This is a genomic window from Tannerella sp. (assembly GCF_052170195.1).
In the GTDB taxonomy this organism is placed as follows: Bacteria; Bacteroidota; Bacteroidia; order Bacteroidales; family Tannerellaceae; genus Tannerella.
Genome location: NZ_JBQNAZ010000008.1, coordinates 35,803 through 51,162, shown reverse-complemented (window position 1 = coordinate 51,162; position 15,360 = coordinate 35,803). Strand labels below are relative to the sequence as shown.

At 48.7% G+C, this 15,360-nt stretch carries 13 protein-coding genes and 1 pseudogene; 12 read left to right on the top strand and 2 right to left on the bottom strand.

Annotated elements, in window-relative coordinates; translation table 11 throughout:
- The first annotated feature begins 159 nt into the window (after positions 1–159).
- From ACTTKA_RS03940 to ACTTKA_RS03885, 12 genes and pseudogenes are all read left to right on the top strand, one after another.
- Positions 160–1,200 carry an asparaginase gene (locus ACTTKA_RS03940; protein WP_442724051.1) on the top strand — a complete coding sequence of 347 codons (1,041 nt, stop codon included), beginning with the start codon at positions 160–162 and terminating at the stop codon, positions 1,198–1,200.
- A gap of 85 nt (positions 1,201–1,285) precedes the next feature.
- The gene (locus tag ACTTKA_RS03935; protein ID WP_442724050.1) at positions 1,286–2,953 is read left to right on the top strand and encodes a formate--tetrahydrofolate ligase; all 1,668 of its coding nucleotides are present in this window, start codon (positions 1,286–1,288) and stop codon (positions 2,951–2,953) included.
- Between the two features lie 181 nt (positions 2,954–3,134).
- Entirely contained in the window at positions 3,135–4,061 is a 927-nt protein-coding gene (gene nusB / locus ACTTKA_RS03930; protein ID WP_442713747.1) for a transcription antitermination factor NusB, read from the top strand.
- 82 nt (positions 4,062–4,143) lie between these two features.
- Positions 4,144–4,479 (top strand): preprotein translocase subunit YajC, encoded by a 336-nt coding sequence (yajC, locus tag ACTTKA_RS03925; RefSeq protein ID WP_442724049.1) that lies wholly within the window; start codon positions 4,144–4,146, stop codon positions 4,477–4,479.
- A gap of 11 nt (positions 4,480–4,490) precedes the next feature.
- Positions 4,491–5,495, top strand: coding sequence for a CdaR family protein (locus tag ACTTKA_RS03920; RefSeq protein WP_442724048.1), 1,005 nt, complete (start codon positions 4,491–4,493; stop codon positions 5,493–5,495).
- Positions 5,492–6,076: a dephospho-CoA kinase gene (gene coaE, locus ACTTKA_RS03915; RefSeq protein ID WP_442724047.1), complete on the top strand. Its 585-nt coding sequence runs from the start codon at positions 5,492–5,494 to the stop codon at positions 6,074–6,076. Before ACTTKA_RS03920 ends, coaE begins: the two co-directional genes overlap by 4 nt.
- 96 nt (positions 6,077–6,172) lie before the next feature.
- Positions 6,173–6,607 (top strand): annotated as a pseudogene (locus tag ACTTKA_RS03910) (DUF5606 family protein); the annotation flags it as partial.
- A 300-nt stretch (positions 6,608–6,907) separates the two neighbouring features.
- Positions 6,908–7,462, top strand: a complete 555-nt coding sequence (locus ACTTKA_RS03905) for a helix-turn-helix domain-containing protein (protein WP_442724046.1) — start codon at positions 6,908–6,910, stop codon at positions 7,460–7,462.
- Positions 7,463–7,508: 46 nt separating this feature from the next.
- A complete protein-coding gene (locus tag ACTTKA_RS03900) occupies positions 7,509–9,182 on the top strand; it encodes an AMP-binding protein (protein ID WP_442724045.1) in 1,674 nt (557 codons plus the stop codon).
- Positions 9,183–9,807: 625 nt separating this feature from the next.
- Complete coding sequence (locus tag ACTTKA_RS03895; protein ID WP_442724044.1) at positions 9,808–11,742, top strand: glycogen debranching enzyme N-terminal domain-containing protein; 1,935 nt, start codon at positions 9,808–9,810, stop codon at positions 11,740–11,742.
- Between the two features lie 17 nt (positions 11,743–11,759).
- Positions 11,760–13,028 (top strand): glycosyltransferase, encoded by a 1,269-nt coding sequence (locus ACTTKA_RS03890; RefSeq protein ID WP_314748574.1) that lies wholly within the window; start codon positions 11,760–11,762, stop codon positions 13,026–13,028.
- A gap of 13 nt (positions 13,029–13,041) precedes the next feature.
- Complete coding sequence (locus ACTTKA_RS03885) at positions 13,042–14,364, top strand: glycoside hydrolase family 57 protein (RefSeq protein ID WP_314748575.1); 1,323 nt, start codon at positions 13,042–13,044, stop codon at positions 14,362–14,364.
- A 101-nt stretch (positions 14,365–14,465) separates the two neighbouring features.
- Here the strand turns inward: ACTTKA_RS03885 and ACTTKA_RS03880 are convergent, their stop codons facing one another.
- On the bottom strand, positions 14,466–14,753 hold the full coding sequence (locus ACTTKA_RS03880) for a winged helix-turn-helix domain-containing protein (RefSeq protein WP_442713739.1): 288 nt from the start codon (positions 14,751–14,753) through the stop codon (positions 14,466–14,468).
- On the bottom strand, positions 14,738–15,349 hold the full coding sequence (locus ACTTKA_RS03875; RefSeq protein WP_314748577.1) for a hypothetical protein: 612 nt from the start codon (positions 15,347–15,349) through the stop codon (positions 14,738–14,740). The genes ACTTKA_RS03880 and ACTTKA_RS03875 overlap by 16 nt, the downstream gene beginning before the upstream one ends.
- Positions 15,350–15,360: the final 11 nt, after the last annotated feature.

Sequence of the window (15,360 nt, the reverse complement as noted above, 5' to 3'; positions counted from 1 at the left end):
AATATATAGTTAAGTCGTTCAACCTCGGTGCGTTTTTTCGGCGGACATCCGCAATGCTTCGGCCGATCAATCGCAGTCTGGGGACAAATATAAATCATATTTCAGAACAACAGCATGTTTTGTCCGGTTTTTTTCTACTTTTGCAATCTAATTTTTTGAATGATGACACAACTTGATAAAGCATCTGTTTTGTTGATTTATACGGGAGGAACCATCGGCATGGTAGAGAATTCTGAGACCGGCTCGCTCGAAGCATTCGATTTCCGCCATATCCGCGAAAATATTCCGGAACTCAAAAAGCTCGGACATGCGGTATCGTTTATTCCTTTCGATCCGCCATTAGACTCGTCAGACATCGGACCGGAATCGTGGGCAAAGATGGTGCGGACGATTGTCGAAAACTACGATAAATACGACGGTTTCGTGATTCTTCACGGCACGGATACGATGGCATTCACCGCGTCGGCACTGAGTTTTATGCTCGAAAACCTGAATAAACCCGTTATTCTGACCGGCTCGCAGTTGCCCATCAATATGCTGCGTACCGACGGAAAGGAAAATTTAATCACAGCTGTAGAGATCGCTGCTGCGAAGGTGAACGGGAAGCCCGTCGTGCCCGAAGTCTGTATCTTTTTTGAGAACTTGTTGATGCGAGGCAATCGTACGACAAAAATCGATGCCGACGATTTCAATGCTTTCCATTCCTCCAATTACCCGGCACTCGCTCGCGCCGGCGTGACGATCCGCTACGAGACGAACCTGATCTATCACCCTCAGCTTGTTAAACCGCTCAAACCGCATTACGAGATGGATAAGCATGTGGTGGTCCTGAAACTTTTCCCGGGAATATCGGAAGATGTCGTTCGATCCGTCTTGCACATCCCGAACCTGAAAGGCGTCGTACTCGAAACATTTGGAAGCGGCAATGCTCCGACCGATGAGTGGTTTCTCAAGCAGTTGCGCGAAGCTGTAGAACGCGGCATCGCGATCGTGAATGTGACGCAGTGTGCGGGCGGACGTGTGGAGATGCACCGTTACGAGGCGGGTCGTACGCTCCTCGAATGTGGCGTGTTGAGCGGTTACGACAGTACGACGGAGAGCGCCGTCACCAAGCTGATGTTCCTTTTTGGACAAGGACTGACTCCCAAAGAAGTACGTGACTATATGCAGTACTCGCTCATTGGCGAGGTAACGATCTGAATCGGGCGCCGGCAGTGAAACGGATGGAATCTCGCGTGATTGATTATCTTTGTCGCTTGTTTCATCAATTATAGTCGTAAAAAATATGAAGACAGATATTCAAATAGCGAGAGAGACTCCGCTGAAGAAGATAAAAGATGTAGCCGAAAGTTTCGGTATCGACCGCAGTTCGATTCACCATTATGGAAGCTATATGGCCAAAGTACCGGCCAACTTGCTCGATAAGGAGAAGATCGACAAGAGCAACCTGATTCTGGTTACGGCTATCACGCCAACCAAAACGGGTGTGGGCAAGACCACTGTCTCGATCGGATTGGCTTTGGGGTTGAACCGTATCGGTAAAAAAGCCATTGTGGCGTTACGTGAGCCGTCACTCGGACCGGTATTCGGGATGAAGGGAGGCGCTGCCGGCGGAGGATATTCTCAGGTGTTGCCGATGGAAAATATCAACCTGCACTTTACAGGCGATTTCCATGCGATCACTTCGGCACATAATACGATTTCCGCTTTGCTCGATAATTATATTTACCAGAATAAAGGGAATAATAAAGTTATCAAAGAGGTGGTCTGGAAAAGGGTACTTGACGTGAACGACCGTAACCTGCGTAATATCGTGACCGGGCTGGTAGGTCTGACGAACGGCGTGACACAGGAATCGGGCTTCGATATCACGGCTGCTTCGGAATTGATGGCGATCTTATGCCTGGCCGAAAACCTGGAAGACCTGCAAAGACGTATCGAGGAGATTTTGCTTGCATACACCGTCGAGGGCGAACCTTTTACAGTGAAAGATCTGGGGGTGGCGGGAGCGATTACCGTTTTGCTTAAAGATGCGCTGAGCCCGAATCTCGTGCAGACAACCGAGAACACGCCTGCATTTGTACACGGAGGACCGTTTGCGAATATTGCACATGGCTGCAACTCCATATTGGCTACGAAGATGGCCATGACCTATGGCGAGTATGTGATTACCGAAGCCGGCTTTGGTGCCGACCTCGGAGCCGAAAAGTTCTTCAATATAAAATGCCGTAAAAGCGGTTTGCAACCTAAAGCGACTGTGCTTGTCGTAACGGCTCAGGGACTTAAAATGCACGGAGGAACTCCAATTGAGAAAATTAAGGAGGAAGATCTGAACGGACTGACCAAAGGATTCGAGAACTTACAGAAGCATCTGGATAATCTGGCTGCTTTTGGCCAGACGGTTGTGGTTGCATTCAATCAATTCCCCACCGATACCAAGGCGGAGATAGAGGCTACCAGAGCGTATTGCGAAAAGCACGGCGTACGTTTTGCGGTCAATAAAGCATTTGTCGAAGGAGGCAGCGGAGCCGAAGAACTCTCACGGAAACTCGTGGATGCAGTAGAAAATGAACCTTCACAACCGTTGAAATTTACGTACGACGATGATGATTCGATAGAGAAAAAGGTAGAGAAGATAGCCTTGAATACGTATGGGGCTGCAGATGTCGTGTTCGGCGAAAAGGCTATAAAGAAACTCAAGAAGATTAAAGATACGCCACTCGAAAAAATGCCTGTATGCATGGCAAAAACCCAATATTCATTTTCGGCCGACCCCAAGGCGTATGGTGTAGCCAAAGGATTCCGGTTCAAGGTCAATGACCTGATCATCAACAGGGGAGCCGAGTTCATTGTGGTTATAGCCGGAGAAATGATGCGTATGCCAGGACTGCCGGCTGATCCGCAGGCAAAACATATACACATCGTAAATGGTGAAATCGAAGGATTGAGCTAATACAACAAATTGCCCGGATAACCATTGATCGTGAAACAGGTTATCCGGGTATCGATTACAAACAACGCGTCCGATGAGACAAACAACGAAACAATAAGCCGCTTGCATTTCTTTTGTTTCTGATGAAAGAATGTATATCTTTGCGGTCTGAAAAAAGAATGTTTAGAAGATCTTTCATACAATGATAAACAGGGTTTTGATCCGCATAAAAGTGTTGCAAATCGTGTTTGCTTACTATCAGAATGGGAGTAACGATTTGAGAGTGGCTGAGAACGAACTCCTTTTGAGCCTGCGCAGATCGTACGATTTATACTATTATTTCCTGTTGCTGATCGTAGAAGTGACCCGGCTGCACGAACGACGGCTGGATACGCGAAAGCATAAATATCTTCCTACCGAAGAGGAATTAAATCCGAACATGCGACTGGTCAATAACCGACTGGCTCGACAGATCGAAGTCAACGAGAAATTGCAGGCATACGTTAAGGAGCATGGCGTCTCATGGGTTAACGAAACGGACTTCGTAAAAAATGTGCTGGAGCTGATCCTGAATTCCGAGCTTTATGCCGAATATAAGGACAGCGAGGAAGATTCGTATGAAACCGATCGCGAATTCTGGCGTGCCGTATTCCGGAAACTGATTTGCCGGAATGAAGAGTTGGAAAATGCACTTGAGGATATCAGTATTTACTGGAACGATGACATCGAGATTATTCAGACGTTCGTGATAAAAACCATCAAACGCTTCGAGGAAGCCGAGGGGAGCAAACAGGAGCTGTTGCCAATGTTTAAGGACGAAGAAGATCAGGCTTTTGCCGTTCAGCTTTTCCGCAAGACGTTGCTGCATGGCGAGGAATACCGCGAGCGTATCGACCGGCATCTGAGAAACTGGGAGTCTGAACGTGTGGCAAACATGGATTTGTATATAATGCAGATGGCCATGGCCGAGTTGCTGCATTTTCCGAATATTCCTGTGAATGTAACTCTTAACGAATATATCGATGCGGCCAAGGCGTACAGTACGCCGAAGAGCGGAACGTTTATCAATGGTATTCTCGATTCGATCGTGCAGGAGTTGACAGAGGAGAAGTTGCTGTTCAAAGCCTGAATTTTGATACGCTGCTTGCTTTTCTGTCCGACTTGCTTTATCTTTGTCCGAAACAATTATTTTAATGTATATATAAAGGGATATGAATTTGTTCAATGTATTGTTACAGGCGCCGGCCGGCGCCTTGCCTGCGGGGGGAAATGCGGGTTATATGAATATTTTGTTACTGGTAGCTCTGGTGGCGATTTTCTATTTTATGATGATCCGTCCGCAGCAGAAACGCCAAAAAGATATTCAGAAAGCGCGTGAAGCCATGAAAGTGGGAGACAAGGTGATCACCTCCGGAGGTATTCACGGAAGGATTAAGGAAGTGGGCGAAACGTCTATGCTGATAGAAGTTTCGGAAGGCGTGCGGATCCGGATTGAGAAGAATTCGGTGTTTGCTTCGTCGGAAGATGTGCAGCAGCAAACCAAATAAAAAAACATCGTATGTCGCAGCTTGGAAAATCACCTTCGTTCAAGTCTGAGACCCGAAAGATAAAGACCTTCATTCGTCGACGGAAATGGCAGGAGGTCTTTACTTTTATGATCTTCTTGTTGCTTTCGCTGGGATTCTGGTACCTGCAAACCTTGCAGGACGAATATGAAATAGAGATCGTCATCCCGGTGAAGTATAAAAATATACCGGCTGATAAAGTCTTGACGGGAGACAATCCGCATGAAGTTATCGCGAGGGTAAGAGATCGCGGAACGGTACTGATCAACTATTCGTGGTTGCGTACGTTCGTACCGCTCGAGATTGATGTCAAAGCCCTTCAGAAGGCCGGAGGGCGCAGGAGTTCGGTAACCCGCCGCATGATTGAAACGAGTATATCGAAACAACTGATTTCGTCAACCTCACTGCTTAGCTTCGAACCTTCGTCCATACAGATCGAATACAATGACTTGTTGAAAAAAACGGTGCCGGTAACCCTCGATTTACGGGTTACACTCGAGCCCGGTTTCCAGATTTCCGACACGATCACGGTTACCCCATCGAAGGTGAAGGTATATGCCGCTCGTGCCATGCTGGATACCCTCCTCGTGGTGAAGACCCTTTCCCTGAATGCTGAGAATCTCAATAAAACGAAAGAGTTTACCGTCGGCTTGCAACCGATCGAGGGTGTGCGTTATGAACCGGAGGAGGTGAAGGTAAATATTCCGGTTGAGGAATATACCGAGAAACGGCTCACTCTGCCGATACAGTGCGACAGTGTGCCGGACAACTACATCCTGCGAATGTTTCCTTCTACGGTCGAATTGCTTTTCAAACTCCCGCTTTCGCGCTTCAAAGAAGTTTCTGAGGCCAATTTTGAGATACGGATTCCTTTTCATGAATTTGAAGCCCATCGTGAGGCCGGCGAATTACCTATTCGTTTGACGAAACAGCCTGCACGGCTGTCGAATCCGATACTGAATCCGGAAAAGATCGAATTTATTCTGGAGCAGAGATGACGGTGATCGGAATTACGGGAGGCATCGGAAGCGGTAAGTCCGTCGTCTCCCGTCTGCTGGAACTATATGGCGTACCTGTTTACGATGCTGACAGGGAGAGCAAACGCTTGACGGTCTCGTCACCTGTCATTCGGGAGCGTCTGACAGCGTTGCTGGGTGCCGACATCTACACTCCCGAAGGCCTGAATCGCGCGTTGATGGCCGAACGAATCTTTTGCGATGCTGTCCTGCTCGAACAAGTCAATGCCATTATTCACCCCGAGGTATCGAAAGATTTCGACTCCTGGAAAGCCGGTTTGCAGACGGCGGTCTGTGCGCTCGAATCCGCCATTCTGTTTGAATCGGGTTTTAACAGAAAAGTTGATTGGACGCTTATGGTCGATGCACCGGAAGAGGTGCGCCTTAGTCGCGTCATGGTTCGCGATGGTGTGTCGGAGGCCGATGTGCGGAAGCGTATGAGCCGTCAGTGGCCGAACAAACGCAAGAAAGCCCTGGCCGATAAAGTCGTGCTGAATGATGAACATACGCTTCTGATTCCCCAAATCGAGGCTCTTATGGCTCAATTAGGGAGAATCGGATGAAATAGACGGCACGCTAAAAATATGTTTATTTTTGCCGGATTCGGAAGAGTTGCATTATCTTTGTCCATCATAATAAAAACGTAAAAAGAAAGAGTTATGCTGAAAAAAATTCTGTCGGTATCGGGTAAACCCGGTTTGTATCAGATGGTTTCTCAAGGGAAGAATATGTTGATTATTGAATCCCTGACGGATAAAAAGCGGATTCCGGCTTATGCGAGAGACAAAGTCATTTCGCTGGGAGACATTGCGATTTATACGAACGAAAAAGAAGTACCGCTCTACGAAGTGCTGAGCAGTGTGAAACAGAAAGAAGGCGGACAGAAAGTGTCAATCGAACTGAGTAAGGCTTCGCCGGACGAACTTCGTGCCTATCTGGCCGAAGTACTTCCCGATTTCGACCGTGAGCGTGTTTATCCGACGGACATTAAGCGTCTGCTGACCTGGTACAATATCCTGTTGGGAGCCGGTATTACGGAGTATGAGCCGCAGGAAGAAAAACAGGAGAAAGAAGAGGTAGAAGAGACGGCTGAAGCGACTGTCGAAGAACCGAAGAAAGCAGCGCCCAAAAAGACTGTGCGTGCGAAATCGACAGCTGCGGCTTCGACGGCTGCGAAGAAGCAGGCAGCGCCGAAGAAGACCGCTACGACTGCGACGAAAGCGCCTGCCGCGAAAGCAACTCAGCGTACACGGCAGAAATAATCACCTGCCGGTGGCTCTTCGATGCGAGGTGCAGAGCCTCATCTTTGCCGACTCGATAAAACATACAGGGTCTCCCGGCAGTCGCAGACGGAAGGGCGGCCCTTTTAACAAACACATAGAATACATGGCGTGATGAACGAAGAAATCAAACAAATTGCCGAGCGTCTGAAAGGGCTTCGGGACGCGTTGGAAATTTCGGTGGAAGAGATGGCGAAGGTCTGTAACATGTCGCCCGATGAATACCTGCGTCTCGAATGCGGAACGGTGGATATCTCCGTCAGCGTGTTACACAGCATCGCACATGCCTGTGGTGTGGAGTTGACCACACTCATGTTCGGCGACGAGCCGAAGATGAGCTCTTATTTCGTGACGCGCAGCGGCAAAGGCGTATCGGTCGAGCGTACAAAAGCATATAAATACCAGTCGCTTGCCGCGGGATTCTCGAAGCGCAGAGCTTATCCGTTCATGGTCACCGTGCATCCCAAACCGGACAATGAACCGCTCTACCTCAACACGCATTCCGGACAGGAGTTCAACTACGTGATCCGTGGACGCATGCTGTTGCAGATTAATGGCAAAGACTTGATCCTCGGCGCGGGAGACAGTATCTACTTCAATTCCGAATTACCGCATGGCATGAAGGCTCTCGATGGTGAAATCGTTCAGTTTCTGGCGGTGATCGTATAATTTACTTTTTTTTGAAAACTAAAACAGTCGGGCAACCATATTATAAATGTTAGAACGCTTTGTAACGCAGACGACGTTTTCGTCGCAGGAAGATTTTAAGGAGAATTTCCATATCAAAATACCGGAACATTTTAATTACGGCTACGATGTGGTCGACGCATGGGCGGACGAGGCTCCGCAGAAAAGAGCCCTGTGCTGGACGAACGACCGGGGCGAACACCTTGACTTCACGTTTGCCGACATGAAGCGATACAGCGATCAAACGGCATCTTATTTCCAGTCGCTCGGTATCGGGCGCGGCGATAATGTGATGCTTATCCTTAAACGCCGTTATGAGTTCTGGTTCTCGATCATCGCCCTTCATAAGCTCGGCGCCGTGGTGATTCCCGCCACACATCTGTTGACGAAGAAAGACATCGTGTATCGGGCTAATGCGGCCGATATAAAAATGATCGTCTGTGCCGGCGAAGGTGAAATCCTGACGCATATCCGCGAGGCCATGCCCGATTCGCCGACTGTGCGGACGCTCGTCTCCGTGGGACCGGAAATCCCTGAAGGGTTCGAAGATTTCGGTCGAGGCCTCGAACAGGCGAAACCGTTTGTACGTCCTGCACAGGTTAATACGAACGACGATATGTCGCTGATGTACTTTACCTCAGGCACGTCGGGCGAGCCGAAGATGGTCGCCCACGATTTTCTCTACCCGCTCGGCCATATCGCGACGGCCTGCTATTGGCATAATCTGGACGAAAACAGCTTACATCTTACGATTGCCGATACAGGCTGGGGAAAAGCCGTATGGGGTAAACTCTACGGTCAGTGGATTGCCGGAGCAACCGTATTCGTTTATGACCATGAGAAGTTTACACCCGCCGATATGTTACAGATGATTCAGAGGCATAAAATCACGTCGCTCTGTGCACCGCCCACGATTTTTCGTTTTCTGATTCGTGAAGACCTCACGAAATACGACCTTTCTTCGCTGCAATATTGTACCATCGCCGGCGAAGCATTGAACCCCGCCGTGTTCGATACGTTTTACAAACTCACGGGTATCAAACTCATGGAAGGATTCGGCCAGACGGAAACCACACTGACCATCTGTACGTTCCCTTGGACAGCGCCGAAGCCCGGTTCTATGGGGCTGCCTAATCCGCAATACGATGTCGATCTGCTTCGTCCCGATGGAACAAAGGCCGAAGATGGTGAACAGGGGCAAATCGTTGTGCGAACAAGCGATGCAAAACCTGTCGGACTCTTTCAGGCATATTATCGCGATCCCGAACGTACGCGCGAAGCATGGCACGACGGTATTTACTATACCGGCGATGTGGCGTGGCGCGATGAGGACGGTTATTACTGGTTTGTGGGGCGTTCGGACGATGTGATCAAAAGCTCGGGCTACCGTATCGGGCCGTTCGAGGTGGAAAGTGCTCTGATGACGCACCCTTCGGTTGTGGAATGTGCCATTACGGGCGTACCGGACGAAATACGCGGTCAGGTCGTCAAGGCCACCATCGTGCTCTCGAAAGAATATCAAGACAAAGCAGGAGAAGAGCTGGTGAAGGAAATCCAGAATCATGTAAAGCGGGTGACGGCTCCGTATAAATATCCGCGCATCGTCGAGTTCGTTGATGAGCTGCCCAAAACCATCAGCGGCAAAATCAGGCGCGTCGAAATCCGTGCCAACGACAGTGAGAAATCTTCTGCGAAATCATAAATGGTATCGTGTCACCTCTCCTGACCTATACCTTTATTTCAATTCTATATTCGGGGGTTTCCCGACGGCCCGATCCGTTTAATTTTGCCTTTCGGGGTTTTCCCGATGGGTAAATCCGTTTAATTTTGCCTTTCGGGGTTTTACCGACGGGTAAATCCGTTTAATTTTACCTTTCGGGGTTTTCCCGACGGCCCGATCCGTTTGATTTTACCTTTCGGGGTTTTCCTGATGGCTCAATCCGTTTGATTTTACCTTTCGAGGTTTTCCCGACGGCCCAATCCGTTTGATTTTGCCTTTCGGGGTTTTCCCGATAATGGAAATTGATTGATTCCGAATTTTGTGATAACGATTTTTTGCAAAAACAGAAATCAACTTCACCTCCGTTGGTCATTTGTCGTCTGTATATGCTATGACGAAGGATGTTGGATCGGCTTTTTTTTCGGAAAGAAGATGGTCTCGGAAATATGGCGGCCTCTCTTATTTCTTTTTTTCTGTTCAGCCAAGTTGAAAAAACGGCCTGCCATCAAACTTTTCGATAAAAAAATTGTTTATGTCTGAAATAGTATCTATTTTTGAGAGTTCAACAAAATAAGTGAGATTAAAAATGGTTTAAAAGAAGAAAAACATGAATTACCTTAAATTCGACAAAACGTTAATAATTAACCTCGAAGAGTCCTTATCACGCGAGGTGCTACGTACCAACCGGAAAGGCGCATATCATTGCACGACCATCGTTGACTGCAACACGCGGAAATATCACGGTTTGCTCGTTATGCCCGTGCCGGAGCTGGATGACGATAATCATGTCCTGCTCTCTTCGTTCGACGAGACAGTGATTCAACACGGTGCCGAATTCAATCTGGGATTGCACAAGTACGAGGGCGGGAGTTTCAGCCCGAACGGTCACAAATACATTCGCGAATATACGATGGAGACGGTGCCGCGCACGGTTTACCGGGTCGGAGGTGTGGTGCTTTCGAAAGAAATCATTTTCTCTCGGAAGCACAACCGGATTATGATCAGATATACTTTGATAGAGGCGCATTCGGCTACTTTGCTGCGTTTTCGGCCGTTTATGGCTTTCCGCAGCGTCAAGGAACTCACGCGCGTCAACGGTAATGCCGATCAATCGTATGAAGAAGTGCCGAACGGTATCAAAGCCTGCATGTATCCCGGTTATCCGGAGCTTTTCATGCAGTTCAATAAAAAACCCGAGTTTGTTTATGAACCGTATTGGTATCACGGCATCGAGTATCAGAAAGAACAGGAACGAGGTTACCCGTACAAGGAAGATTTGTTTGTTCCCGGATATTTTGAGCTGTCGATTGAAAAAGGAGAATCGATCGTGTTCTGTGCCGGCGATATGTTGCGTGACGAACTGGCCGGTCTCCCCGATTATTTCAATGAAGAAGTAGAGGCGCGAACCCCGCGTTCCAATTTTTATAACTGTCTGAAAAACTCGGCGCATCAGTTATTTTACAATCCGAAGGGCGAAGATGTGTATCTGCTGGCAGGATACCCGTGGTTCAAAGTTCGTGCGCGCGACATGTTTATCTCGATGGCCGCCTGTACGCTTTATCTCAACGAACGGGATCGGTACGAACAACTGATGAATACGGCCATTCCCGCTCTCCGTACATTTATGCGCGAAGGGAAAACCGATCCGGTTATTCATGAAATGGATCAACCCGATGTGTTGCTATGGGTCATCTGGTGTGTACAAAGTTTCAGCTTGAAAGAAGGACGTGACGAGGCGAAACGACTGTATGGCGAGTTGGTCGGTGAAATCATCGCCTATATCATCGCGCAGAAGCATCCCAACCTGAAAGTTACCGATAACGGATTGCTGTATTCCGACGGCCGACAGAAACCGGTGACGTGGATGAACTCCGTTGTCGACGGACGTCCCGTCGTGCCGCGCACGGGATACATCGTCGAATTTAATGCGCTTTGGTATAATGCGCTTTGTTTTCATAAAGAGCTTGACGAAAGCGTATCGCCCAAGGTCGATCGACTGATCACGGCCTTAGAGTTGTCTTTTCCCGCTACGTTCGTGAACCAATACAACTACCTGTTCGACTACGTAGACAGTACTCCGAATCAGGACTGGAGCGTGCGCCCGAATATGATTATTGCGCTGGCCTGTCCCTATTCGCCGCTGACGCGGGTACAGAAACGCGGCGTGCTCGATATTGTGACGAAAGAACTGTTGACACCTAAAGGTCTGCGCTCGCTCAGTCCCAAAAGCGAAGGCTATCGCCCGAACTACATCGGGCCGCAGTACGAACGCGATCTGGCGTATCATCAAGGCCCCGTATGGCCGTGGCTGACGGGAATGTATCTGATGGCCTACCTGAACCTGTTCGGCCGCGGAGGCGTCTCATTCGCCGAGCGTACGCTCATCAGTATGGAAGAAGAAATATCGCTGCATTGTATCGGAACGATCTCCGAGCTGTTCGACGGTAATCCTCCGTTTGCGGGGCGTGGAGCCATATCGTTCCTGATGAGTATCGCATCCATCCTTGCGGTGATTGAGAAATTGAAAGAATATGACGAATAAATAAAAGATTGCAAGATATGAAAGCGTTAATGTTTGGATGGGAATTTCCGCCGCATATCCTCGGAGGACTGGGAACGGCGAGCTTCGGTTTGATCAAAGGCATGTCGCTGCAATCCGATATGGATATCACGTTCGTGATGCCTAAACCGTGGGGCGATGAAGATCAGAGCTTCCTGAAGATTATCGGGGCATGCAATACCCCTATCGTGTGGAAGGAGGTACAATACGACCAGGTAGCCGCACGGCTGTCGAAATATATGGATCCGCAGGAATATTTCAAGCTGCGCGACCATATCTACGCCGATTTCAGTTACCGGCATGTCAACGATCTGGGATGTTTTGAGTTTTCCGGTCGTTACCCCGATAACCTGTTGGAGGAGATTAATAATTATTCGATCGTAGCGGGAGTCATTGCCCGTGCCGAAGGGTACGATGTGATTCATGCACATGACTGGCTGACGTATCCTGCCGGTATTCATGCCAAGACGGTCAGCGGTAAACCGCTCGTCATTCACGTACATGCCACCGACTACGACCGCAGCCGCGGAAACGTCAACCCCGATGTCTACGGCATCGAGAAGAACGGCATGGATCATGCCGACCATATCATTACGGTCAGTAACCTGACGCGCCGGACGGTGATCGAAAAGTATCATCAGGATCCGGCCAAAGTCACGACGGTACACAATGCCGTGGAGCCTCTCAGCCCCGATATCCTCTCCATCTCCGACAAGCGCGGAGTGAAGGATAAGATCGTGACGTTTCTCGGACGCATCACCATGCAGAAAGGGCCGGAATACTTTGTCGAAGCCGCGGCACGCGTATTGTCGAAGACGGATAACGTGCGCTTCGTCATGGCCGGTAGCGGCGATATGATGGATAAGATGATCCGTCTGGCCGCATCGCGTAATTTGTCCGACCGTTTCCATTTCACCGGTTTCATGAAAGGAAAGCAGGTGTATGAAATCTTTAAAGCCAGTGATGTGTACGTGATGCCTTCCGTTTCGGAGCCGTTCGGTATCTCGCCGCTCGAGGCAATGCAGTGCGGTGTGCCTTCCATCATCTCGAAACAGTCGGGATGCGCTGAGATACTTGATTATGCCATCAAGGTAGACTACTGGGATATCGAAGCGCTGGCCGATGCGATCTACGGGCTTATCGCTTATCCGAAACTGCACGCTTTCTTGAAAGAGGAAGGGTTGAAAGAAGTTAATAACATCAAATGGGAATATGCCGGGCAGAAAGTGCGCCGGATTTATGATCAGGTCTTGTATGGAAAAAATTAAAACAACAGAAGATATGAAAACGATTTGCTTTTACTTTCAGATACATCAACCTTTTCGTTTGAGAAGGTATCGTTTTTTCGACATCGGAAACAATCATTATTATTATGACGATTTCCAGAACGAAGAAATCTTTCGTCGGATTTCCGAAAAGTGCTACTTGCCGGCTAACCGTACCATCATGGAAATGATACGTAAGAGCGGCGGCAAGTTTAAAGTGGCCTTTTCGATCTCGGGGACAGCGCTTGAACAGATGGAAATTTATGCGCCCGAAGTGATCGACAGCTTTCGCGAACTCGCACAGCTCGGTTGTGTGGAGTTTCTGGCCGAAACGTATGCCCACTCGCTCTCCTCGCTCGGCGATGCCGAGGAATTCGGAACACAAGTTAAGATGCACAAAGAAAAAATACAGTCGCTCTTTGGCGTCCGTCCCAAAGTATTCCGGAATACGGAGCTGATCTATTCGGATGATATCTCCGAACTCGTCTATAACCTCGGCTTCGAAGGAATGCTGACCGAAGGAGCCAAGCATGTATTGGGATGGAAAAGTCCGAACTACGTTTACGCGTCGGCTGTTCGCCCGCAGCTGAAATTGCTGCTGAAGAACGACCGTTTCAGCGAAGACCTTTCGCTCCGCTTCAACGATTATACATGGAAAGAATATCCGCTGACAGCCGATAAATATATTTCGGCAATAGCATCGACGGCCGAGTCGGAAAAGGTGATCAACGCCTTTATGAACTACGAAGTACTGGGCTCCATGCATGCAGCCGATACGGGAATCTTCGAGTTCTTCAAAGCGTTACCGCAGTACGCCGAAAGAAATAACCTCTCGTTCTCACTGCCCTCCGAAGTGTTTGAAAACATGAAACCGGTCGATGTGGTTTCCGTTCCCTATCCGATGTCGTGGGTCGATGAAGAAAAAGACTGCAGTTCGTGGTTAGGTAATGTATTGCAGCATGAAGCGTTCCAGAAAATCAACGAAATCGGAGAACGGGTGCGCCTGTCGGGTAATCGTCGCATCAAGCAGGATTGGATCTATTTGCAGAGCAGCGACCACTTTTATTACATGAACACGAAGCATTATAACCTGTTCAGTCCGTATGATAATCCATACGATGCGTTCAATAACTACATGAACGTACTTTCCGATTTCATGCTGCGTGTCGAAGCGGAGTTCCCCTCTTCGATCGAAAACGAGGAGCTGAACTCGTTGCTCACGACCATCCGCAATCAGGCGAATGAAATTAACCGGCTTGAGAAAAAACTGGAAACGATTCAGAAATCATCGGAAACGAAGAAGAAAAGCGCCGTCACCAAGAAAGTTGCCGGTAAATAACGGCGCTATGTAGAGCATAATAATAAGCCGGAAGTTTTTCGTCGAAAAATATCGATAAAAACTTCCGGTTTTTCTTTTTTATACCGAGACCTCGGTGCGTTTTACTTGATGTTGATATACGTTTGCAACGCCTCGACGTATTCGCGGAAGGCTGTAATCCCGGCCTCTGTGATGCGACACGTTGTGCAGGGAACTTTTCCGCGGTAGCCTTTTTCTATCGTCACATAGCCGGCCTGCGATAACTTATCGAGCTGCACGCTCAAGTTGCCTGCCGTAGCTCCGGTCTGTTCACGGATATATTTGAATTCCGCGCTTTCGACACTGAGCAGTATCGACATGATACCCAGTCGCAGCTCACTGTGCAATAGCGGATTCAGCTCTTTGAACATGCTTTTTTAGCTTGATGATTTAAGATATATCCCGGAATAATCAACATGACAACAAAGGCTAACGCAAATGTCAGCATCTTTATATCCCAGCCCGGCAACAGGTAATGGGCTACTCCGATCCCCATCGCCGCCACACCTCCGATGACCAGCGGCCTGAACTGTACAACCAACCCGGTCAGGATCGTTCCCATACCCATGATCAGTATGATGATAAATAGAATCGGCAACTTCCACATCACGCTGAATATCGACAGGCACGACAGCAGAAAACCGGTCAGGCCCAAGACTAACCAGATGTATCCAACAACTCGGTCTACGTATGTGCGGACTCCTGCGGGCTTTTTCTTCCAAAGGAATAACCCGATGCCTCCCGTGAGCGGAATAAGGAACCACAGAAATTGTGTCCGGTAGTCGCCGGTATAGTTTACTGCCCACCATACCAGTAAGGTTGTGACAGTCGTGGCATAGCCCCAGATCAACATCGGCATGCCGGTATGGCGCTCCAGTCGGTGCTGTGTGTTTTGGATCATCCGTGTGATGAGTTCCAGACTTTCTTTTTCGTTGAGCGATTTGTCCTTTAATTCTTTTTCTTCCATAGCTGTAAAAA

Excerpts from the sequence above, each read along its gene's own strand:
- ACTTKA_RS03940 (WP_442724051.1), top strand. The coding sequence starts at position 160 with ATGATGACACAACTTGATAAAGCATCTGTTTTGTTGATTTATACGGGA.
- ACTTKA_RS03935 (WP_442724050.1), top strand. The coding sequence starts at position 1,286 with ATGAAGACAGATATTCAAATAGCGAGAGAGACTCCGCTGAAGAAGATA.
- nusB (WP_442713747.1), top strand. The coding sequence starts at position 3,135 with ATGATAAACAGGGTTTTGATCCGCATAAAAGTGTTGCAAATCGTGTTT.
- yajC (WP_442724049.1), top strand. The coding sequence starts at position 4,144 with ATGAATTTGTTCAATGTATTGTTACAGGCGCCGGCCGGCGCCTTGCCT.
- ACTTKA_RS03920 (WP_442724048.1), top strand. The coding sequence starts at position 4,491 with ATGTCGCAGCTTGGAAAATCACCTTCGTTCAAGTCTGAGACCCGAAAG.
- coaE (WP_442724047.1), top strand. The coding sequence starts at position 5,492 with ATGACGGTGATCGGAATTACGGGAGGCATCGGAAGCGGTAAGTCCGTC.
- ACTTKA_RS03905 (WP_442724046.1), top strand. The coding sequence starts at position 6,908 with ATGAACGAAGAAATCAAACAAATTGCCGAGCGTCTGAAAGGGCTTCGG.
- ACTTKA_RS03900 (WP_442724045.1), top strand. The coding sequence starts at position 7,509 with ATGTTAGAACGCTTTGTAACGCAGACGACGTTTTCGTCGCAGGAAGAT.
- ACTTKA_RS03895 (WP_442724044.1), top strand. The coding sequence starts at position 9,808 with ATGAATTACCTTAAATTCGACAAAACGTTAATAATTAACCTCGAAGAG.
- ACTTKA_RS03890 (WP_314748574.1), top strand. The coding sequence starts at position 11,760 with ATGAAAGCGTTAATGTTTGGATGGGAATTTCCGCCGCATATCCTCGGA.
- ACTTKA_RS03885 (WP_314748575.1), top strand. The coding sequence starts at position 13,042 with ATGAAAACGATTTGCTTTTACTTTCAGATACATCAACCTTTTCGTTTG.
- ACTTKA_RS03880 (WP_442713739.1), bottom strand. The coding sequence starts at position 14,753 with ATGTTCAAAGAGCTGAATCCGCTATTGCACAGTGAGCTGCGACTGGGT.
- ACTTKA_RS03875 (WP_314748577.1), bottom strand. The coding sequence starts at position 15,349 with ATGGAAGAAAAAGAATTAAAGGACAAATCGCTCAACGAAAAAGAAAGT.